The 20,358-nt window shown below is 65.6% G+C and carries 20 protein-coding genes; 17 read left to right on the top strand and 3 right to left on the bottom strand.

Translation table 11 applies throughout. From position 1 onward, the window contains the following. Nucleotides 1-527 precede the first annotated feature (527 nt). Together IW249_RS05925 and IW249_RS05920 are read left to right on the top strand one after the other, a co-directional pair. Nucleotides 528-3,251, top strand: a complete 2,724-nt coding sequence (locus IW249_RS05925) for a DEAD/DEAH box helicase (protein ID WP_196919837.1) — start codon at nucleotides 528-530, stop codon at nucleotides 3,249-3,251. A gap of 13 nt (nucleotides 3,252-3,264) precedes the next feature. Next, nucleotides 3,265-5,409 (top strand): site-specific DNA-methyltransferase, encoded by a 2,145-nt coding sequence (locus tag IW249_RS05920; RefSeq protein ID WP_196919836.1) that lies wholly within the window; start codon nucleotides 3,265-3,267, stop codon nucleotides 5,407-5,409. 596 nt (nucleotides 5,410-6,005) lie between these two features. Here IW249_RS05920 and IW249_RS05915 read toward each other — a convergent pair. Continuing rightward, nucleotides 6,006-6,428: a GntR family transcriptional regulator gene (locus IW249_RS05915; RefSeq protein WP_196919835.1), complete on the bottom strand. Its 423-nt coding sequence runs from the start codon at nucleotides 6,426-6,428 to the stop codon at nucleotides 6,006-6,008. A 349-nt stretch (nucleotides 6,429-6,777) separates the two neighbouring features. Here IW249_RS05915 and IW249_RS34700 point away from each other — a divergent pair, with 349 nt between their 5' ends. The 5 genes from IW249_RS34700 to IW249_RS05895 all read left to right on the top strand — a co-directional run bounded on the left by IW249_RS34700 (nucleotide 6,778) and on the right by IW249_RS05895 (nucleotide 9,386). After that, entirely contained in the window at nucleotides 6,778-6,903 is a 126-nt protein-coding gene (locus IW249_RS34700) for a hypothetical protein (protein WP_269215240.1), read from the top strand. 75 nt (nucleotides 6,904-6,978) lie between these two features. After that, nucleotides 6,979-7,314, top strand: a complete 336-nt coding sequence (locus IW249_RS34125; protein WP_231392415.1) for a hypothetical protein — start codon at nucleotides 6,979-6,981, stop codon at nucleotides 7,312-7,314. Nucleotides 7,315-7,405: 91 nt separating this feature from the next. Beyond that, entirely contained in the window at nucleotides 7,406-7,651 is a 246-nt protein-coding gene (locus IW249_RS05905; RefSeq protein WP_196919834.1) for a precorrin-4 C11-methyltransferase, read from the top strand. 149 nt (nucleotides 7,652-7,800) lie between these two features. Then, complete coding sequence (locus IW249_RS05900; RefSeq protein ID WP_196919833.1) at nucleotides 7,801-8,622, top strand: GntR family transcriptional regulator; 822 nt, start codon at nucleotides 7,801-7,803, stop codon at nucleotides 8,620-8,622. Next, on the top strand, nucleotides 8,610-9,386 hold the full coding sequence (locus IW249_RS05895) for a glycosyltransferase family 2 protein (RefSeq protein WP_307788529.1): 777 nt from the start codon (nucleotides 8,610-8,612) through the stop codon (nucleotides 9,384-9,386). Before IW249_RS05900 ends, IW249_RS05895 begins: the two co-directional genes overlap by 13 nt. Here the strand turns inward: IW249_RS05895 and IW249_RS05890 are convergent. Next, nucleotides 9,376-9,819 carry a hypothetical protein gene (locus IW249_RS05890; RefSeq protein ID WP_196919831.1) on the bottom strand — a complete coding sequence of 148 codons (444 nt, stop codon included), beginning with the start codon at nucleotides 9,817-9,819 and terminating at the stop codon, nucleotides 9,376-9,378. The two genes, IW249_RS05895 and IW249_RS05890, sit on opposite strands and share 11 nt — an antisense overlap. A 768-nt stretch (nucleotides 9,820-10,587) precedes the next feature. Here IW249_RS05890 and IW249_RS05885 point away from each other — a divergent pair. The 10 genes from IW249_RS05885 (at nucleotide 10,588) to IW249_RS05840 (ending at nucleotide 19,540) form a co-directional block, all read left to right on the top strand. Further along, entirely contained in the window at nucleotides 10,588-10,983 is a 396-nt protein-coding gene (locus IW249_RS05885; protein WP_091402451.1) for a transcriptional regulator, read from the top strand. A gap of 175 nt (nucleotides 10,984-11,158) precedes the next feature. Further along, a complete protein-coding gene (locus IW249_RS05880) occupies nucleotides 11,159-12,754 on the top strand; it encodes an FtsK/SpoIIIE domain-containing protein (protein ID WP_196919830.1) in 1,596 nt (531 codons plus the stop codon). Continuing rightward, entirely contained in the window at nucleotides 12,751-13,017 is a 267-nt protein-coding gene (locus IW249_RS05875) for a hypothetical protein (protein WP_196919829.1), read from the top strand. Before IW249_RS05880 ends, IW249_RS05875 begins: the two co-directional genes overlap by 4 nt. A 3-nt stretch (nucleotides 13,018-13,020) precedes the next feature. Then, complete coding sequence (locus IW249_RS05870; RefSeq protein WP_196919828.1) at nucleotides 13,021-13,209, top strand: hypothetical protein; 189 nt, start codon at nucleotides 13,021-13,023, stop codon at nucleotides 13,207-13,209. Then, on the top strand, nucleotides 13,206-13,748 hold the full coding sequence (locus IW249_RS05865; protein ID WP_196919827.1) for a DUF2637 domain-containing protein: 543 nt from the start codon (nucleotides 13,206-13,208) through the stop codon (nucleotides 13,746-13,748). The genes IW249_RS05870 and IW249_RS05865 overlap by 4 nt, the downstream gene beginning before the upstream one ends. Further along, nucleotides 13,745-15,499 (top strand): replication initiator, encoded by a 1,755-nt coding sequence (locus IW249_RS05860; RefSeq protein WP_196919826.1) that lies wholly within the window; start codon nucleotides 13,745-13,747, stop codon nucleotides 15,497-15,499. The genes IW249_RS05865 and IW249_RS05860 overlap by 4 nt, the downstream gene beginning before the upstream one ends. Continuing rightward, entirely contained in the window at nucleotides 15,496-15,681 is a 186-nt protein-coding gene (locus IW249_RS05855; RefSeq protein ID WP_030329852.1) for a helix-turn-helix transcriptional regulator, read from the top strand. The genes IW249_RS05860 and IW249_RS05855 overlap by 4 nt, the downstream gene beginning before the upstream one ends. Continuing rightward, the gene (locus IW249_RS05850; protein ID WP_196919825.1) at nucleotides 15,678-17,114 is read left to right on the top strand and encodes a tyrosine-type recombinase/integrase; all 1,437 of its coding nucleotides are present in this window, start codon (nucleotides 15,678-15,680) and stop codon (nucleotides 17,112-17,114) included. The genes IW249_RS05855 and IW249_RS05850 overlap by 4 nt, the downstream gene beginning before the upstream one ends. Nucleotides 17,115-17,239: 125 nt before the next feature. Then, nucleotides 17,240-18,757 carry a PIN-like domain-containing protein gene (locus tag IW249_RS05845; RefSeq protein ID WP_196919824.1) on the top strand — a complete coding sequence of 506 codons (1,518 nt, stop codon included), beginning with the start codon at nucleotides 17,240-17,242 and terminating at the stop codon, nucleotides 18,755-18,757. A 417-nt stretch (nucleotides 18,758-19,174) separates the two neighbouring features. Next, nucleotides 19,175-19,540 (top strand): hypothetical protein, encoded by a 366-nt coding sequence (locus tag IW249_RS05840; protein WP_196919823.1) that lies wholly within the window; start codon nucleotides 19,175-19,177, stop codon nucleotides 19,538-19,540. Between the two features lie 250 nt (nucleotides 19,541-19,790). On the opposite strand, the gene IW249_RS05835 is transcribed toward IW249_RS05840, so the two are convergent. Then, entirely contained in the window at nucleotides 19,791-20,222 is a 432-nt protein-coding gene (locus tag IW249_RS05835; RefSeq protein WP_231393079.1) for an NUDIX domain-containing protein, read from the bottom strand. Nucleotides 20,223-20,358: the final 136 nt, after the last annotated feature.

The following is a 20,358-nucleotide window of genomic DNA, read 5'->3' as shown; positions in this document are numbered from 1 at the left end:
CCGCAGGCTACTGCCGTTGGCATGCACATAATTACACGTCGGTGGCGGACTCGACAGGCACCCCTTTTCTCGCCTGACCGGTGAGCCTGCTCGCGCAGCCCTCCAGGAGGCTTCGGTCACGGCCCAGCCCTTGCCTTCGCCGCCCTGACCGCTAACGCTAACCCCGGTACCCGCCTGCGAGCCGTCAATGTCATCGTGGAGCCGACCGGGTAGCAGTTCCCGACCTGCCGATCGCCATGAAGCGGCTGCTGACGGCTCTGTGGCAGGCCGTGAACGTCAGCGGTGAGTCGGGGATGGACGACGTCCTGTGGCTTGCCGCTTCCCCCAGCACGGGAACAGGCCGGGGCCTAGGTGTGAATCCATCGAGGGATGTGGATAGAAGCTTCCGAGGGCGCGTCGCCGCTGCCTTGCGCAAGCTCAGAGTGCTGGCCCCGAAGGTCAGGTGTGTAGCCTGTCCCCGGTACCTCTCCAGGACCCTCCACCCGATAAGGTCCCAAGACAGTACCCGAAGCGGGCGAGGGGCAAGGGTGGATTACGACCTTTACGATTACCAAGAGCAGGCTAAGCAGGTCGTGGTCCGCGCCCTCATGTCGATGACGCGCGCATACGAGGCTGACCCTACCGACACCGGTGCCGTCGTTTTGGCGGCGCCCACCGGTGCTGGTAAGACGGTGATCGCTACGGCCGTGATTGAGGCTGCGCTCGATGGGGATCCCACCACACCAGGAATCGACGACTCGACATTCCTGTGGGTTACGGATGACCCGTCGCTGAACAACCAGACGCTAAACAAGATGTTCGCCGCATCCTCCGCCCTGTCAATCAACCGGCTACGGACGATTGAGAACGACTTCGATCAAGAGACGCTCGACCCGGGAAGGGTCTACTTCCTCAATATTCAGAAGCTGAGCGCGAACGCGACCCTGTCAAAGGGTGGCGGCGCGTACGGTCGCCAATGGTCGCTGTGGGACACCATCTCGAACACAGTCAAGCAGCGGCCGTACGGATTTGTTGTCGTCGTCGACGAGGCGCACAGGGGCATGGGCACGGCCCGCACCACTCGCGACACCATCGTGTCGCAAATCATCGGTGGTGGTACGACTAACCGCCCGGCGGTGCCTGTCGTGTGGGGAATCTCCGCCACCCCGAAACGGTTCCGCGACCAGATGAACGACCGCGACAGAACAGTGAAGTCCCACACGATCCCGATTGAAGACGTTCGTTCGTCCGGCCTGCTAAAGGACCAGATCGTCCTGGGACATACCCGCGGCGTGGACGCCGCCGAGACGACCCTTGTCAGGCACGCGGTTGCGAAGGTTCTCGACTACGAGGCCCGCTGGAACGCGTACTGCAATCGAACAGGCGAACCTCGAGTGAACCCGGTCCTCGTCGTCCAAGTCGAGGACAAGCCGAACTCGAAGAGCCTCGGTGAGGTTGTGGATACGATTCTCTCGGAATGGCCCGGCATCACTCCGGTGAACATCGTCCACGTCTTCGGAAACCATTCGACCGTGAAGGCCGGAGGACACGACATTCGTTGGTGCCCACCCGAAGACGTGCAGGATCGTCAGAGTGTCAGAGTGGTCCTCTGCATGACGGCGATCACGACTGGTTGGGACTGCCCTAGGGCCGAAGTCCTCGTGTCGATGCGTGTGGCGCAGGATCAGGGCCTCATTACTCAGATCATGGGTCGCATGGTCCGTACACCTCTGGCACGGCGAGTCGAGTCGGACGTTACTCTCAACGCGGTCCATTGCATTTTGCCGAAGTTCAACGAGGCAGCCGTTGACGCGATTGCGGTGCAGTTCGAGCAGGGCGACGAGGGAATCGCGGGTGGCACCGAGATCATCACGGACGAGGTGCAACTCATCCGCAACCCCGAGTTCACCGGCGCCGGTCCTGTGTCGAAGCCACCCAACGACCTGGACGGGCCAGTTGACGCGTCCGATGACTTGGACACGTCCTGGTTCGGGCCCGATAAGCCCACACAAGGTGCGCCCACCACGAGCCCGTCGCACGTCCCGTACCGCCCCGACCGGCGATCGTCGCAGACTGGCCCGGACTTGTGGGAAGGCAGTGAACCGGACCCCGAGCCCGACGCGGTGGATGCGTCGGCAAGCGCCAACGTATTCGCCTTGCTGGAGTCCCTCCCGTCGTACACGATCCCGAGCCGGTGCCCTGGGTCTGCAATTTCCCGCGCCTTTCGTCTCGCTGCACTGCTGGCTCAAAAGTACGACGGAAAAGCGCTTGAGCCCGCTGCACGGAAGCTCGTCCTAAACGCCTTTCTTGGCGAAATAGATACGTTCCGCGCTGATTTGGATGCGAAGGGCGAACTCGCTGACCGCGTCGCTAAGGTTGCAAACACTCGTCTGTACGAACGGTCCGTGACTTATGGCTCGCCGACGATGTTCCCCGAGGGGGAAACCGAATCCGATCTTGCCTTGGACGACCGCGGCATTCGCATTCTCATGGCACGCGCCCGCCGCGCTCTCCCCGAAGGTCTCGTCGATGCGTACGTCGAGCGGATGGCCCCGAACGACGACGACGTGACCGACGCGATGATCCTTGCGATCGCGTTAGCGCAGGACGCAGCCCTGCCGGAGAAGGTGGAAGCCCGCGCCGCCAATCTGGTCACCTCGTGGCTGCAGCAGTACCACTCGGCCATCACTCGGCTTCCCGAGACCGCCCGCGAGGATTTCGACCGGGTCCGCCGCCAGTCGAGCCGGCCAGAGGCCACAACGTTTCGTATTCCCCCACGTGCCAGTGGCGACGCCCGTGGCGGCCTATGGGACAAGCATGTCCTGTCCGATGCCGACGGCAAGTACCGCGCGGACCTAAGGCCCCTAGAGCGACACGTACTGCTCACTGAACTCGATCACGGTGCTGTCGCTTGGTACCGCAACCCAGCTAACAGGGCGAAGAACGCCCTCGTCATTCCGTGGCAAAAGTGGGACGGATGGCACGGACTATACGTGGATTTCTTATTCGTCCATTATGTCGGAGGGCAAGCCCGCCCATCAATTATCGATCCGCATGGCGCCTTCATGGCGGATGCGGTCGGGAAGCTCAAGGGCCTGGCCGACTACATTGGCAAGCACCCAGGTGTGTACCACCGAGTCCAGGTGGTTGACCTGATTAACGGTAAGTATCGCCTGCTTGACCTGCTTGACCCTGCCGTCAGGAGCGCCGTCGCTGATAGCAATGCCGACGATGCGGGGGAACTGTACGCCGAGCTTGGGCATGACTACTGAAGGGGCGGGATAAATGGCACATATCGACAACCTTGTCGCGAGCATCGCCGACCCGGCCCTCCGAGAAGCCCTCCAGGCCGAGATCCGCAAACTCGCAGGAAACCGTCAGCTCGGGCTCGTGTTCAACGAGCACAAGCCCGAGTCCGTGCTGCTCTACGGGCAGACGCGCGTCCGCAAAGGCGACAAGGTCCAAGTCATGGCCGACGGCTCCCGTGATCGGACAAGAGTCGACGACACGGGCATCTGGAGGGTCGCCGCGATCAGTGGTGATACGGCCACCCTTGTACACAAGGCAGACCCAGCTCAGCTGCGTCAGGTGCCGCGCGAAAGGTGCGTCGTTACCCGTGAATTCGGCGACCCCGTCTTTCCGGGTCTCCGCTCCACTGGCAAGGTCGAACGAGGTGGCGACAAGACCTACCACACCGTTATTAACGGAGAGAACTTCCACGTATTGCAGGCACTTCAGTATCCGTATGCCGGCAAGGTGGACGCGATCTACATCGACCCGCCCTATAACACGGGTGCGCGGGACTGGAAATACAACAATGACTACGTGGACGACATGGACCCGTACCGTCATTCCAAATGGCTTAGCTTCATGCAGAAACGCCTAGAACTCGCTAAAGAGTTGCTCAACCCCGAGTCGTCGGTCCTGATTGTCACCATCGACGAGAAGGAGGTGAACAGACTTGGGATGCTCTTAGACCAGGTCTTCCCGCGAGTTACTAAACAGCTGATCACGATCGTCATCAACCCCAACGGAAGCGCGAGGCGCAACGAACTAGCACGCGTGGAGGAGTACGCCTACTTCCTCTCCATCGGAAATGTCGCACCGTCGAGTATTGGAGTAGATACTCTGGCCGACGCGCCGGCCAATTCCTCGAATAACGAGCCAGTTCGTTGGGAGCGGCTACTGCGTGGTGGCGACACTGCCCGGCGAGCGGATCGCCCTAACCTCTTCTACCCGGTATTCGTGGACGTACAAGCCAGGAAGATCGTCGAAGTCGGCGATCCACTTGCCGCAACGACTCCGCGAGCGTCGGTAGAATCCCGCCCCGGGTGCGTAGCGGTGTGGCCTCTCCGGACCAACGGCGATGAAGGGCGCTGGCGCGTCTCGGCTTCGACCCTCCGTTCCTTGCTCGAACAAGGGCACGCCAGGCTTGGCGCGTATGACGCTAGGGCGGATCGCTGGTCTGTGCTCTATCTCGGCAGGGCCCAGATCCGCCGAATCCAAGAAGGTGAGCTGCTCGTTGTCGGTCGGGATGACCAAGGCGCTGTCGTCGTGGAACGAGGGGATCAGCAGCAGGTCCGTCCTAGCCCCAAAACTGTCTGGAACCTTAACCGCCACCGCGCTGGCGAGTTCGGCAGTAGCCTGCTGAGGCGACTGCTTCCCGACCGCTCCTTTCCATTCCCGAAGAGCCTCTATGCAGTGGAGGACTGCCTGCGCATGGCCGTGGCGGAGAAGCCGGAGGCGCTGGTGGTCGACTTTTTTGCCGGTTCTGGCACTACCACTCATGCCCTCATGCGCTTGAACAAGCAGGATGGCGGTAAGAGGCGATCCATATCGGTAACCAACAACGAAGTATCGCCGGAGGAGGCTACCTCATTGCGGGCAGCCGGACACTTCCCGGGCGACCCGGAATGGGAAGCCCTTGGCATCTGCGAATACATCACGGTACCGCGCATTACCGCAGCTGTTACGGGAATGACTAGCGCGGGTGAAGCCGTCAAGGGTGAGTACAAATTCGTAGACGAGTTCCCGATGGCTGAGGGTCTTGCCGAGAACGTGGAATTTTTCGAACTTACCTACGAGGACCCGAACCTCGTGTCGCTGGGCCGCAAGTTCCAGGCTGTCGCACCACTGCTGTGGCTAATGGCGTGCGCGCAGGGCGAGCGGATCGACTCCGTTGCCGACGCCGGTTGGGCGGTGCCCGACGACGCCGTGTACGGTGTGCTGTTTGCGCCCGAGGTGTGGTCCGACTTCGTGGAGGCGGTCAACGCGCGAGCGGGAACCAGCAATCCTCTTACGCACGCGTTCGTTGTGACGGACTCGGAGACTGAGTACCGACAAATAATTGCGAAGCTCCCAAGCGGCATTGTTTCGCAGCAACTGTATCGCGATTATCTGCGCAACTTTGAGATCAACGCAGGGCGCTGAGACGACCGCGCTGAGCGATGTGGAGAGATGTTCGGCCGCACTGGCGACCGGCGGCGAGAAGCCGACAGCCTGCGTAACTCGGGCGTTCGCGTACAACCCTATGCGGCCGACCGGCCCTCCTGGGGGCGGGTCGCAGCCTGGACCGCCATGTCAAGCCGACCTTGATCCAAGTTCGGACGCTGGCTCGGGCGGGTGGTCTACTCGGCTTGCTCTAGTCGCTGGCGGGCTGGACGCGCCACCGCAACCTCTACGAACCGTGACCGGGCGGCGAGCCCGGCCGTCCTGGAGCCTTGCCCCGCCGGAGGCGCAGCAGACGCGAGATTGTCCGGTCGCAAGCTAGACCGACGCGGCCGGCGTGCGCTCCCTTACGGCTGGCGGGCTCGTGCCCGCGCGGCCCGGTCGGCTGCCGGCCCACGACGCCGCCGGTCAACGGTCTGTCGTTCTGCGTTGGCCCTCTGGGCTTCCCAGTTGTCCGCCAGCCGTCAGGCGTGAGGGCCGCAGAGCGACAGCAGCAGCGCCCGGCGCGCGCCCAGGCGGTGCGGCGCGTGCGACCCGTTACGGGCCGCCTCGAGAACGTATTGAAGGTGCGAACTGTTCTATCGCTCTGTCTGAAGGAGTCGGTAGGTTCTGACGACTGTTCCGACGGCTCCGTTTGCCCGGGTGAGGCTTTGTTGTTCCACCAGGGCTGCACCCACCTCGACAGCGAAAAGGGCTGCAAGCTCTGCGTCAGCGGCGACCTGACGCTGTTGCGTTTCCGTCTCGGAACCCTCGTCTAGCCCACACACGTGCCGGCGCGGCGTTGCATAGGTTCCGCGGCCGTGTTCGGTAGCCACCAAGCCTGCCTCGCGTAACGCGGCTATTGCCTGACGAACCGTGCCGCGCGCTGCGTCGAATTCCGCGGTCAGTGCGCTCTCAGCCGGCAGGAGGGCTCCGGGAGGGATGACGCCACTCTCGATGCGCTCTCTTAACTCTTCGGCGATGGCGCGGTAGCGGGGCTGTCCGTAGTGCGGGGTGGGCACCCGCTCACCGTACCTGGCACTTGTCTTACCAAGTGCCAACCAAGTGACCTGTTTCAGCATCTAGACAACTCGTCCACTTTTAGATACGTTTCCTGGTGTGCAGCTGGGGTGACGGCCCGTATCAGGGGTGGTTTCGCGCCCGCCCTGGTCGCACCTGATGCGCGGCGTCCTGTCGGACCGGTTGCGGTAGCCGCGCGTACAAGTTGGCTCGGCGATACCCGACCCGTCCGGTCGGACGGTGCGCCGTGCCTTCATCCGGGCCGGTGGCCGGCCGCATTCCCCCTGCGGCTGGCCACCGGTCCCCGTCTACCTGTGGAGGTGCGATGTCCGGCTCTCATCGTCGGCACCATTGGCTCTCGTCCTGGTGGCCTCGGAGACGCCCATCTGCCCGGAGTACCAGCAGCAACGGTCGGTCGAGTCCTCGCGCGGCTTCTACAACCTCCTCGCCTCGGTGGTCGACGGGCGCCACCCGTGAATTGCCTGTGCTCCGGTATGCGCCCTTGATGACGCAAGCCCAGCTTTTCCGAGGCAACGGCGGGCGGTGGCCGCGATGAGTCGTACGAACAAGCCGGCTGCCGTCACGAGCCACCCGGACTGGTGCGCCCCGGATCGCTGCGGCTACCTGGTGCCGCCGGTGATGACGCATATGGCCCGTCGTCATCGCGGCCCAATGCAGAGGGCCGGCGACAGCCGAGCGGGCGGGCTCGTCGTCACGTATCTCATCAGCAGTGAGGCTCTGGCCGGTCCCATGGTCGGTGTTCATGTGACGTGCCGCGCCGGGAACGCCTGGGCGGAGTTGTCGTTGCCGCAGGCAGCCCAACTGGTCGAGCAACTTCGCGGATCGCTGGCCCAGGCCACCGGTCAGCAGGGGGCCGGCGATGAGTGAGGGTGCTGCCACCCCAGAGAGGCCGTCGCCGTCGTCAATCGCGCCGGTCGTGTGCCCGGTCTGGTGTCGAGGCTGTGGACCGAACGACCCGATGCACCGCGGGCTTCTCTCCACCATCGGACGGGAGCGGACCGGCTGGGTCACCGTCCAACTGATCGTCGACCGGTTCGCCCGCCGGGACCTGGCCGTGAAGCTCGACGCGACCCGATACGGCGCGACGCAGACCGTGCTTCTGTCGTCCGCACAGGTGGACCGGCTCATCGACGAGCTGGTGTACGCCCAGCTGGAGATGCTGACACCGGCAGAAGGCGGCGAGCAGGCCGGAGAGACGCGGTGAACGTCAATACCCGTCGGGGCTCAGCCGTTCCTCGTACTCCTGGCCTGCGCCCTGCGGGGTCACCGCGAGCAGTGGTGGCGGTGCCTCCGGTTCCCGAGCGGCCTGCCGGCGGGACCACCTGGCAGACGTTGGAACGTCTAGGGGGTACGGTGACCGGTGTGCAAGGCCGGGACTGGCGCCCTCGCTACCTGCAACTCGCGGAAGAGTTGCGGGCGAAGATTGTGAGTGGCGAACTGGCTCCCGGCACCCTGATGCCCAGCGAGACCGAGCTGGCCGACACCTCGGGCCTGTCGCGCACGAGCGTCCGCAACGCCATCCGGCAGCTCCGGGAATGGGGCTTGGTCCGCGCGGAGCAGGGTCGCGGCACCTACGTTCGGGCACCCCGCCAGCGGGTACGCCGTCGCAACACCGAGCGGTACCAGTGGGAGAAGGATCGCGTCCTGCTCGACGAGGACGAGCGGCTGAAGACTGGCGCCACCGAGCACGACACCGGCCTGACCGTCGACGACCTGAAGTTCCACGCCGAATACTCCCGGGTGGAGGCAGATGCGGAGATGGCGGCGGCCTTGCAGGTCGAGCCGGGTACTTCGCTGCTGCGTCGGGTCTACTGGACGTCCTCACGGCACGAGAACGCGCCGCTAACCGTGTCGTACTCCTACCTGCCCTACGACCTGGTGGCCGCGAACCCCGACCTGCTCGACGCGGGCAAGGAACCGTGGCCGGGCGGCACACAGCACCAGCTCTACACGCTCGGCATCGAGCTGGACCGGATCGACGACGAGATTCGGGCCCGCCCACCGTCGCCCGATGAGGCCGAACTGCTGGACATCGACCCTGGGGTCTCCGTACTCACCGTGCGGAAGACCTCGACCGACACCACCGGCCGGGTCGTTGAGGTCGCCGACGTGGTGATGCCGGGGGATCGCACCGAGCTTGTCTACTCCCATCACTTGCTAAGGTGGCCAACTTGACGCAGGTCGTCTCGGTCATCACTCCGGTCCACCCGCCCAGCATCGAGTACCTGCCTGGCGCCTACGAGTCGTTGGCCAAGCAGGAGATGCCTGACGGCTGGGACTGGGAATTGCTCGTCCAGGAGGACGGGCAGACCGGCGCCCTGGTCGACGCGCTGCCCGACGATCCTCGGATCAGTTTGGGCACCGGCCGTCCCGGCGGGCCTGGTGTTGCCCGTACCCTCGCTCTTTCCCGCGTCTCCGGGCAGCTCATCAAGGTGCTGGACGCCGACGACCAGCTGACCCCCGGTGTGCTCGCCCGGGACATCGCCGCGTTCACCGCGCACCCGCAGATCGGCTGGACCACCTCGCGGGTACTCGACCTGCTCCCCGACGGGTCGACCGCCGGATGGGACAAGGATCCGGCCGGCGGAGTAATCGACCGTGGTGCGGTCCTGACGTTCTGGAAGGCCAACGACTACCGGGCCTCGGTGCACCCCGCGACCCTGTGCCTGCGGCGGGATCTCGTCTTCGCCCTGGGCGGCTGGATGGCCCTGCCCGCCTCCGAGGACACCGGCCTCTTGCTCGCCGCCAACGCGGTCATGCCGGGCTACTTCACCGGGGAGTACGGCCTGCTCTACCGCAAGTGGCCCGGCCAGGTCACCAGCCAGGCCGCACACCGGGAACCAGCCGAGTACCTGGCACGGATGCGGATCATCGAGGCCCGAGCCAACGCCCTGACCTCGATGATCCCAAACGGCTTTGACGGCACCGCTACGGCGTAGCCTCGTGCCCCGGCATCCCGTGGGTACGCCGCCGCTCCTTCATCTCCGCCTCGAAGATGTGCCGCCGGCCGCCGGCCAGCTTCTCCCGCGCGTCCCGCTCGATCTCCTGGAACGCGGCGTAGTAGCCGTCGTCGAACTCCTCCACGATCTGGAACGTCCACCGCCCGGGTAGCACGTTGCGCCCCAACAGCTCGTGCTCGACTCGGTCGGCCATCTCGTCGTGCCCGGCCTCGCGGAGCAGCTTCACCACCCGGTCAAGGGTGAGATCTGCGCCGCCGACGAGCTGGTGCGCCGAGTACAGGTGACCACGCACGCGGTGGATTGTCTCCAACGCTTTGCTCAGTTCGCCCAACGCCTCGATCGTCTTGTTGTCTAGCCCGTCAGGCCTTGAATGCTTCTCGTCAACTGCGGGAAGCTCTGGATGGGATGCCATAAGGTGCTTATACCCCCATCCAGAGCTTCCAGCCTACTTGTGGATCTGGTCAAGAGCAGGATGCGCTCGCGTCATGCCTGGTTGCCAACGCGAGCTGCTATGCATCCACCAATTCTTGCAGATAAGACGACCTTGAAACGAATCCTGATAATGATGACTATGGTCAGGACCGCCAGGCCGCCTGTTGGAAGGCTGACCATAAGGTCGAGGGCGAAGCGAATAATGGAAATTAGGAATGTGTCCCAGTTGCTTAGAAAGTAGGGCATAGTAATTACGGATCTCCTTGATGTGATCTTCGGGAAACGCGGACATGCGTCCGTCGATGCGTAAAGCCTAGCCTCGGAAGAGAGCTGGTGACAACGGTGGCGCAAGCCCGCTCAGGGGGAGGTAGAGGGCTGGAGGAGGGCTTGGAATAGGGGGGTGCCGGTCAATTCATTCCAGGGCCTTGTACTTCAATTAATTTTGAAATCCCACGCTTTCTCTATTAAGCGCGTGGCTCGATGCAGTTTCCGGGACTTGTAATTAGGACTTAACGGACTGCCCGTCTCGGCCGCGGGCGACCTCGCAGGCGCCGAGGTGGCGGCGGGTGGATGCCTCTGGGCTGCTGCGCCTGGTCGCTGGCCGCGCATCGGCCAGCACCTCGCTGTGCGGCACTACGGCACTCGGGCCTACCAGCATTCGCCTCACTGCGGTTGTTGACTTGTCTGCCAAGTGCCGTCTAACTTGGACGCAACTTGGCAGACAAGTTAACAAGTTGGAGGTTGAGCGATGGCTCTGCGTGGCGGCACGAGGTTCGCGGTGCGGTGTGAGGACGTGTTCCCGGCGGGGTGCGCGCTGGTGCCCGAGTCTCTGGGCGAGGTCGAGGACTACGACGAGAAGACCGGTCGGCGTAGCCCGGCGAAGGACAAGTTGACCGGCCAGCGGGTGTGGCAGGTCCGGGTGATGGACCTGGATCCGGAGCTGGGGAAGCGGTCGCGGGAGACGACGGTGAAGATCTCGGCGGACTACCAGCCGGTGCCGCCGACGGGTGGCCTGTTCGAGGCGGTGGAGTTTGACGGCATGACCGTCACGCCGTACGTGGGCAACAACGGTCGGATGGCGTATTCGCTGCGGGCGACCGGGATGCGTGCCCCGGCGGGCGTGGCGACGAAGGCGGCGCAGTAGCCGCATTTGGTGGGGGCGGGGCTGTCAGGTCTTGGCGGACGGCAGCCCCGCCCTCTGTCTCTTTCCCCTGCTCTGTTGAGAGAGGTAGTGACATGTCCAAGCGTATGCCTGCCGTCCTGCGGCGGCCCACAGTGGCGGGTGGGCGATGATCCGCCGGCCGCGGGGTGAGGTCGTGATGACCACCGCCGGGGACCTGATGGTGATCCGCCCACGCAGGCTGGAGCTGCCGGTCTGGCTGATCGCGCTCGGCCTGGTGCTGCGGTGGATGTGGCGGGGCCTGTGGTGGTGTCTTCGTCACCCGGTTGCCGTCGGCCTGGTCGTGGTCGGGGTGAGCCTCTTCCGCGAGTTCGGTCGGGCCGGCGTGATCGTGCCCGTGGTCCTGGCCGCTGCCGTGTCGGCGCTGTGGCGGTGGCGGCACCAGTCGTCCTGGTGGACCTGGTGCGCAGGCCCGATCCTCGGCCGGTTCCGCCAACTCTTCGTCTACCGGCGGGCCTGGCGCGAGGCCATGACGCTCTGCGGTCTGGCCAAGGTCTACGACCATCGCACCGTCCTGCCGGAGCTGCTGCGGGTCCGCTCGGATCAGGCGCTCGACGTGCTGACCATCCGCATGGTCCGCGGCCAGACACCGGAGGAGTTCCAGAAGGCAACGGCGAACCTGGCGTACGCCTTCGGCCGGCGGCACGCCCGGGTCTACTCCGAGCGACCCGATGACCCGCCGATCCGGTCGGGCTACTGGGCGCTGGTCCTGGGCGCGGTGGACCGGCTGCGGTTCCGGGACCGGCCGTCGGTGGTCTACCTGGTGGTGGTCCGCACGGATGCGCTGCGCACCCTGGTCGACCCGTTCGACGTCCCGTCGGTGCCCGACTTCACCGCGCTACCTCTGGCGCGGCGGGAGGACCTGCGGCACTGGTGCCTGCACCTGCTCGCCACACACGTCCTCATCGGCGGCGCCACCCGCTCCGGTAAAGGCTCGGTGCTGTGGTCGCTGGTCCGGGTTCTCGCTGGTGGGATCTCGTCCGGGCTGGTCCGGCTCTGGGTGATCGATCCCAAGGGCGGCATGGAGTTCGCGATGGGCCGGCCGTTGTTCGCCCGGTTCGCCTGTAAGTCGTTCGAGGCCATGGCCGACCTGCTCGACGAGGCCGTGACTGTGATGCGGGAGCGGCAGACCCGCCTTGCCGGCGCGGTGCGGGTGCACACTCCGACCCTGGTTGACCCCCTGGTCGTGGTCGTCATCGACGAGATGGCGGCACTGACCGCGTACCTCCAGGACGTCGACCTCCGCAAGCGCATCGCCGGCTCACTCGGGCTGCTGCTGTCGCAGGGGGCCGGCGTCGGCGTCCTCGTGGTGGCCGCGTTGCAGGACCCCCGCAAGGAGGTGCTGCCGTTCCGGGACCTGTTCCCGACCCGGATTGCGCTCGGCCTGACCGAGGCCACTCAGGTCGACCTCGTGTTGGGCGACGGTGCCCGCAACCGGGGTGCCCTCGCCGACCAGATGCCCCGCTGGGCCAAGGGCGTCGGCTACGTGATCCTCGACGGCACCCCCGAGCCGGCCCGGGTCCGCTTCTCCTACATCTCCGACGACCACATCCGGGAGCTGGCCGCCGAGTACCCGGCACCGGCCGACGCGGCGGACATCCTCGCCCAGGTCGGCCGGGAAACCGCCACCGAACCGGCCCGGCCGCCTCTGCCCCGGCAGCGTCGCGGACCACTGCTGCCCGACTCGCTGCTGAACATCCTCGACCGGGACACCGACGGCGGTGAGCCGCGGTGACCGCCCCGATCGACGGCCGCACCTTCTACCGGCTCCGCGCACCCGGCACCGACGGCGCTACCAGCACGGCCGTGTCCGTGCGCGTCGACCCCGCCCGGCCCGACGCGTACCCGGTCTATCTCGCCGTCGGTGGCGGCCGGCGCCGCATGTACCTGACCCCCGACGAGGCATGGGCGCTGTGGCGCTGCCTCTCCGAAGCGGTGGCCTCCCTCGGCGAGCCGCCCGACCACATCCGTACCCGCGTCGCCCCGGCCCGGAGGTAACCGATGTCCCTCAAGAGCTTCTTCCTCGGCACCCACCGCCTCAAGCCGCTGCACATCGAACTCAACGGCTCCCCGGACCGCCTCGCCGGTGCCCTGCACGGCCTGGCGCACATGGTCAACCGCCGCCGCGACCTCAACGGTCAACAGATCTGCATCACCCTGACCGTCCGCGACACCAGGGGCGGCCGATGATCCGCGAACGCGCCGAGTCCGGCGTCCGGGTGCTGATCCTGCTCGCCATCGGCACCATGGCCGGCGCCGCTGCCTTTACCCACGTCCATGACCTGACCGTCGCTCACGGGCAGCCCGACTGGATCGGCTGGGCCAACGCCGTAGCCGTCGAGCTGATGGCCATCTACCTCGGCCTGGAAATCCGTGCCCGCCGTCGCACCGGTCGACCCGTCGGCCTGGTCGGCGTCCTCCTGATCGCGTTCGCGCTGCTTTCCCTCGCCGCCCAGGTCGCCGAAGCCGAACCCTCCGTCTGGGGCTGGATCGTCGCGGCCGTGCCGTCGCTGGCCTTCCTCGCCTTGGTGAAGGTCGTCCTGTCCAGCGAACCCAGCACCATGCAGGCGCCCGAGCCCGATCAGCCGCAGAGCGATTGGTACGACGAACCGCAGCCTGTCGAACCCGCGCCGCCGGCTCCGGTGATGCCGCCGGCACCAGCCGCGGTGCTGCCTCCGGTTGGCGTTGTCCAGCACAACCGGCCCCAGGTCGTCGGGATCATTCGATGACGGCTCCGACCCTGCCCGGTCTCGAACCCGCCCCGACCCCGGTTGCTCCTCGGCCGGGGTCGCGGGCGGCCCGCATGGCGCTACCCCGTTCGATCGACGTGCTCAGGGACATCGCCATCGAGTACGGCGTCTGCGTCCGCCCGCTCGCGATGCGCCGCACCGACCTCGACACCGGCTTGACCGAGGTCATTGACCTGCCCTGCGGCGCGACCCGTGAGGACAAGTGCCCGCCGTGCGCCAAGAAGAATCGCCGGCTACGGCAGGCCCAGATCCGAGAGGGCTGGCACCGCGATGACGAGCCGCTACCTGGCCCGGAACCCGCAACCGAGGCGCAGAAGTCCCTGATCCTGTTCCGCGCACACCTGGAGTTCGCCCGCGACGAGGCGGTGAGGGCGGCCCAGTGGGACCAGGTGAGCGACCTCGACGAGGCGATCCGCGAGGTAGAGGAAGCCATCGCCGCTGAGGGCCTGCGCGGGCGCGTCGGACCACCGCACACCAGCGACGACGAGGACCAGGACGACGAGCCCGGCCAGCGACGCAAGCGCTCCACCAAACGGCGCCAAGATGCCCCCGAACTGCCCCGGCGCAAGGTCGAGCGCCGCACCGTCGGCAAGACCTACACCGCCCCGGACGGCTCCACCTACCAACCGTCGATGTGGCTGACCCTCACCCTCGACTCGTACGGCCCGGTCCGCCCCGACGGCACCCCCGTCAACCCGGCCAGGTACGACTACCGCCGCGCAGCCTGGGACGCCGTGCACTTCCCCCGGCTGCTCGACCGGTTCTGGCAGAACCTCCGAAGGTGCGAGGGCTGGAACGTCCAGTACGCCGGCTGCGTCGAGCCGCAACGCCGTCTCGCCCCGCACGCCCACTTCGCCATCCGGGGCACCATCCCCCGGGACGTACTCCGCACCGTGGCGGCGGCGACCTACCACCAGGTGTGGTGGCCCTCGGTCGACGTCCAGCGCTACACCCTCGACCGGCTCCCGCTCTGGGACGAGCAGGCGGCGGCCTGGGTCGACCCCGACTCCCGCTACCTGCTGACCACCTGGACCGAAGCCCTCGACGCCATCGACGACAACCCGGACGCAGAGGCGGTGCACGTCGTGCGCTTCGGCGCCCAGGTCGACGCCCGCGGCGTCATGCCCGGCACCGAGGACGCCGAACGAACCATCCGGTACGTCACGAAATACATCACCAAGCACACCGGCGACTGCCACAAGGCAACCACCGACCGGCAACGCAAGCACCTCGACCGGCTCTGGCAGCAACTCCAGGTCACTCCCTGCACCGACCGGTGCGCCAACTGGCTGCTCTACGGCGTCCAGCCGAAAAAGGCCCACGCCAAGCTCAAGCCCGGCCGGTGCAAGGGCAAAGTCCACCAGCGCGACACCCTCGGCATCGGCGGCCGGCGCATCCTCATCTCCCGCGACTGGTCTGGCAAGACCCTCGCCGACCACAAGCACGACGCGCGGGCCTGGGTCCGGGCACTGCTCGGCGTCACCACCGACGGCACGCAGCTCGTCGACGACCAGGGCGACACGGCCGAGCGGGTCCGCCACGCCTGGGAACTCGCCCGACCCGACGACCCGGACGTCGGCCCGATGACCCACCGGCTCATGCGGTCGATCAGCGAACGCGCCCGCTGGCGATCCGAACTACTCGCCGCCAAGGACCGGGCCGCGCAGGAGTCTCCAGATCTTTCGGCAACTCAGCACAGCGCACAGCACGACGGGGAGGAAACGCAGTGAACGAGGAGTTGTTGACCGTGCCGGAAGTGCTCGCCGAGCTGCGCGTACCGCGCTCGACCTGGTTCTACTGGCGGCAGACCGGCAAGGGGCCGCGGGTGATCAAGCTCCCGAACGGGCAACTGCGGGTCCGCCGGTCGGCGCTCGGTCGGTGGCTCGGCGACCTGGAGCAGGACGCCGCATGAAGAGCTACGAAGTCCAGATCTGGGAGATCGGCAAGCGCGCTGACCGGAAGGCTCGGCCGTGGCGGGTCCGCTGGGCGGTGAGCGGCCAACGCTTCGAGGACATGTTCCGTACCAAGGCCCTGGCGCACTCGTTCCGCGCCGAGCTGGTCCAGGCGGCCAACGCGGGGGAGCCCTTCGACCCGGCCACCGGCCGCCCGGTCTCCGAGGCCAGAACCAAGAACCCCACCACCTGGTACGCCCACACCCGCGCGTACGTCGAGATGAAGTGGCCCCGGGCGGCTGCCAAGACCCGGCGCTCGATCGTCGAAGCGCTGACCTCGATCACGGTGACACTGACCCGCCCGGCGAAGCGGGGCCGGCCGACTGACGCCCTGCTCCGTGAAGCGCTGTACCTCTACGGCCTCAACCCACGCCGCTGGTCCGACGAGATCCCCGCCGAACACGCGGCGGCGCTCGCCTGGCTGGAAACGGCGTCGCTCCCGGTCGTCGAGCTGGACTCGCCCGCGGTGGTCCGCCGAGTCCTGGACAGCCTGTGCGTACGCCTCGACGGCAAGCCCGCAGCTGCCTCCACCGTCCAGCGGAAACGGGCCACCTTCTACAACGTGCTCGGGTACGCGGTCGAGCTGGAGCTGATCGCCTCTAACCCGGTCGACCGGGTCCAGTGGACCGCCCCCGAGGTGGCGCAGTCCATCGACCGGCGGGTGGTGGCGAACCCGGCCCAGGTCGCCACGCTGCTGGAGGCGGTGAAATCTCTCGGCAAACGCGCCGACAAGGTCACCGCGTTCTTCGGCTGTCTCTACTACGCGGGGATGCGACCCTCGGAAGCCGCGGACCTACGGCGCGAAGACTGCGACCTTGCCGGCCGGTGCGCCGACTGCGGGGCGGACTTCGACGACCTGGCGGCGGTGAAGCCTTCCCGGTCCTGCGACCACGAGAAGATCGAATATCGCTGGGGCCGCCTGGTGCTCGCCGGCACCTCGCCGCGCGCCGGGTCGCACTGGACCGATGATGGCGGTTCCCACGAGCGGCGCGGACTCAAGCACCGGGGGAGGGCTGAGACTCGTACGGTCCCGATCCCGCCCCGGCTCGTCGAGCTGCTGTGCGCGCACGTCGAGAATCACGGGGTTGGCCCAGACGGTCGATTCTTCCGGGGCCTGCACGGTGGGCCGCTGTCCGAGTCGGTCTACGACCGGTGGTGGAAGCTCGCCCGCGAGAAGGCGCTGACCGAATCGCAGGTCGCCTCGCCACTCGTCCGGCGACCCTACGACCTGCGGCACGCGGCAGCCTCGCTCTGGCTGAATGCCGGCGTCCCGCCGACCGAGGTCGCCCGGCGCCTGGGCCACGGCGTCGCCGTCCTGCTCCGCGTCTACGCCAACTGCATCGACGGCGGCGACGACACCATGAACGACAAGATCGGCGACGCACTCGGATAAGCAATTCCGTTTACCGCTTACGCGTCAAATTGAAGGAAAGACCGTTTTATCCGCTAGCGGCATAGACCTGCCATGTCGTAGCCTAGTTCATTCTCCTGTCCTGCTCGGTGGTTGTGGGTGATTTGGTGTCTGGCCTGAGTGAAGGTTTCGAGCAGTACCTTGTTCCAGATACCGATGAGATCAAGGCGGGTATCACCAGGGGCCTCGTTGTGCTGGATAGCAATGTCTTGCTTGAGCTGTATCGCTTTGCTGCCCCGGCAAGGTCAGAGCTTTTCGAGGTGTTGGAGAAGATCGGTGAGAGAATTTGGATACCCCACCAGGTTCGCGTTGAGTTTCACCGGAACCGGCTCAAGGTCATGTCAAGCCAGGAGGAAAGCTACCAGGAAGTCTTGAAGGCTATCGGCGAGGTGCGCCAATCGCAAAACTCGGTGGTTGCGAGGATTCGTGAACTAGCCAAGCGGGTGCTCCTCCCTGAGGAAGCACGTGACGAATTGGTTCAGCTAGTGTCACGAGGGCTGGATGACGCTGAACGTGTAATGACTCAGCTGCGCGCCGCTCATTCCTCCCCTGGTGGGTTTGCCAAGGACCCGATTCTTCAGAGGCTCCAAAGTCTATTCGAGGGCCGGGTTGGTGAGCCGCTTGATGAGGGAGAATTGTCCGTCGCTCGGGAGGAGGCGTTGAGGCGTGTCGAGGCGCAGGAGCCGCCTGGCTATAAAGACGGTGGCAAAGAAGACCCCACTGGTGACTATCTAGTCTGGTATCAAACGCTGAAGGAAGCAGCCATGCGGAACCAACCGCTGCTGTTCGTGACCAGAGATGCGAAGGAGGACTGGTTTCTCCGGCTAAAGGGTCAGACCATCTGTGGCCATCCAGACCTCATCGCTGAGGCACGGGACGTCGCGGGCGTACCTGCAATAATTATGCAAACACAATCATTACTCCACCATGCGCGGGCCTTCCTTGATACAGACGTCAGTGAGGAAACCATCCGTCAGGCGGAGAGTGCTGCAGCGCAGGCATCGAGGGATGCTAGCCGGACTTTTCTCGTCAAGGAATCGTTGCTGGAGACGATGACCGATATTGCCTCTCGCCAAGCGGAAGACCTGCGATCGGAGAGTGAGCGCCTTCAGAGGTCGATCGATCGGATGGTATATGAGCTTGATGCCCGAGACCAAGAAGGAAAAATAAGAGACTTCCGTGAACGTCGCCTCAGCGACCTGCGTTCGCAGGCGGAGGAGGTGGCCGTGGAGCTTGCGGATCTCCAGGCAGCGGTAGACATGCTACGAGCTAAGGATTATTCAACGATCAGGGACTCGGCTCGCTTGAGTTGGCGCGGGCGTCCTTCTAGGACGAGGATGTTGTCCCTTGCGAAATCTGCGATGCGTCAAGTCGAAATGCTCCAGGACTGGGCGCTGCGGCCCAGCAGTCCGGCCTCTGAAGAAGCTACCGAAGTAAGTGTTGGCGCGATGCGCGTGGGATCTCGGGTCTCTCACGACGAGCACGGTGAGGCGAGGGTAGCGGATATCCGGCAAACAAATGAGGAGAACTCTGAGGTGCAGGTAGAGCTGCTGCTTCCCGACGGCACCACGACGTGGGTCAGATTCAGCGAGCTGCGAGTCGATGGACTTCCCGGCCTGGAGTAAGAGAGCCGTATCCGCGGGCGCAGAGTGCTGTGGTGGGCAGACTCATGGAGTGTGGGCAGATGGTGGGCGGTCGAGCGGCTGGTTTGTGGCAAGGAGGTCGGAACGCCACTTCAGAGCATCTGAGCCAGAGGAGATCACGGACGCCCTGTAAATCCGTCGCGAAAGCTTCAGAGGTTCGAATCCTCTACCCGCCACCAGGTGCAGACACGGCCCCTGACCAGCAGAGATGCTGATCGGGGGCCGTTTTCGTTTGTCCGGCCGGGTTCGGCCGTTGACGCCTGGTTCTGGGCAGAAGGCGGGCGGGTCGGCCATGCTCCTGCCGGTCGACGTCGAGTGGCCGATCGCAGGTTCCTGGATTCGGCTTCGGAGTCGGATCCCTCCGGGCCTGGATCGTCGACGGAGCGGCAGGATGGCCCGGTGGAGCGAGACACCCTGATCGTCCTTCTCGGCGCTGAGGACGGCGACGTCTACAGGTCATGTCGCGACGCTCTGCGAGCGGGCTACGACTTCAAGGTCTTCGACGGGGCGGCACCGGTTGGGGCTCTGATCACCACCTACCGGCGTCGAGAGCGTCACACCCGTATGCGCGGCATCCGGACGCTCGGGTTCGTCCAGGCGGTGGATCGGCTGGTCTCGGCCGAAGAACTGGGAGAGTTGCTGATCGGTCAGGTTGGCGGCGCCGGGACGACCTGGTTCTACCAACTCTTCTTCGCACCTGACGGCTCCCGCGTCGTTGCCTGCTTCGCGGTCAGTCAGGACGGGGGCGACGCTCAACGCCCGTAGCCGGCGGGTCGCTGCCCCCACCCGGATGCGGGGGCGACGAAACCATGAACGACAAGTTCGGCGACGCACTGCGGTGAGAGCAGCCGGCTCGGACCGTGCCTTGGCGGCTCATGAACTGAATCTTGAGCGTGCTCGACCGGTCGTAATGCCCGAAACGCCTGCGGGCCATGGGCGCCCGGTCGCGTCTTGTGCCCGCTCGTGCCCGTTGGAGGCCCTGGTTACCGGCTCATGGGGACCCTGAGTCCAGAGATCACCTAGCTTGGAAACGGCCGGTCAGGCGATACGCGTTGTGCATTTCCAGGACAACTCGGGTCTGTGGCTGCAGCGGGCCGGGTGGGGTTGCGGGATCAGCGAAAGCTACTTCGAGCACCTCTGTGCTCTCCGGCTCGATCACTCCTGACCATCGTCGCGCTTCGAAGCACATGGCGAAGCAGTGCATCCGGTCCCCGTTGGGATAGGTGATGACGTGAGCATCCGGCTCAGACAGGCAACCGAAGGCAACGAGATCGGAGCCGTCGACTATGAGTCCGGTTTCCTCTCGGACCTCATCGATTGCGGTACCGACGAAGCTTCCTCCTGGCTCGGCGGCCCCTGCCGGTATCTCCCACAAACCAGAATCACTACGTCGCTGGAACAGGACATGCTCGGCCGAGTCGAGGAGAACGACCTGCGCTCCGGGCATGAGCAGCAGTCGAGACCCGACCAACTGTCGGAGTTGCCAGGTGTAGGAACCGACATAACCCATCCGATGATCAAACCAGGAGCGTGGCGTTGCCGCGCTAGTGCTCGTCCGCCGACCCTGCGACCTACGGCACGCG

It is taken from the genome of Micromonospora vinacea (genome assembly GCF_015751785.1).
Classification (GTDB): Bacteria; Actinomycetota; Actinomycetes; order Mycobacteriales; family Micromonosporaceae; genus Micromonospora; species Micromonospora vinacea.
The sequence above is the reverse complement of the archived record's forward strand: the minus strand, read 5'-3'. Positions and strand labels throughout refer to the sequence as shown.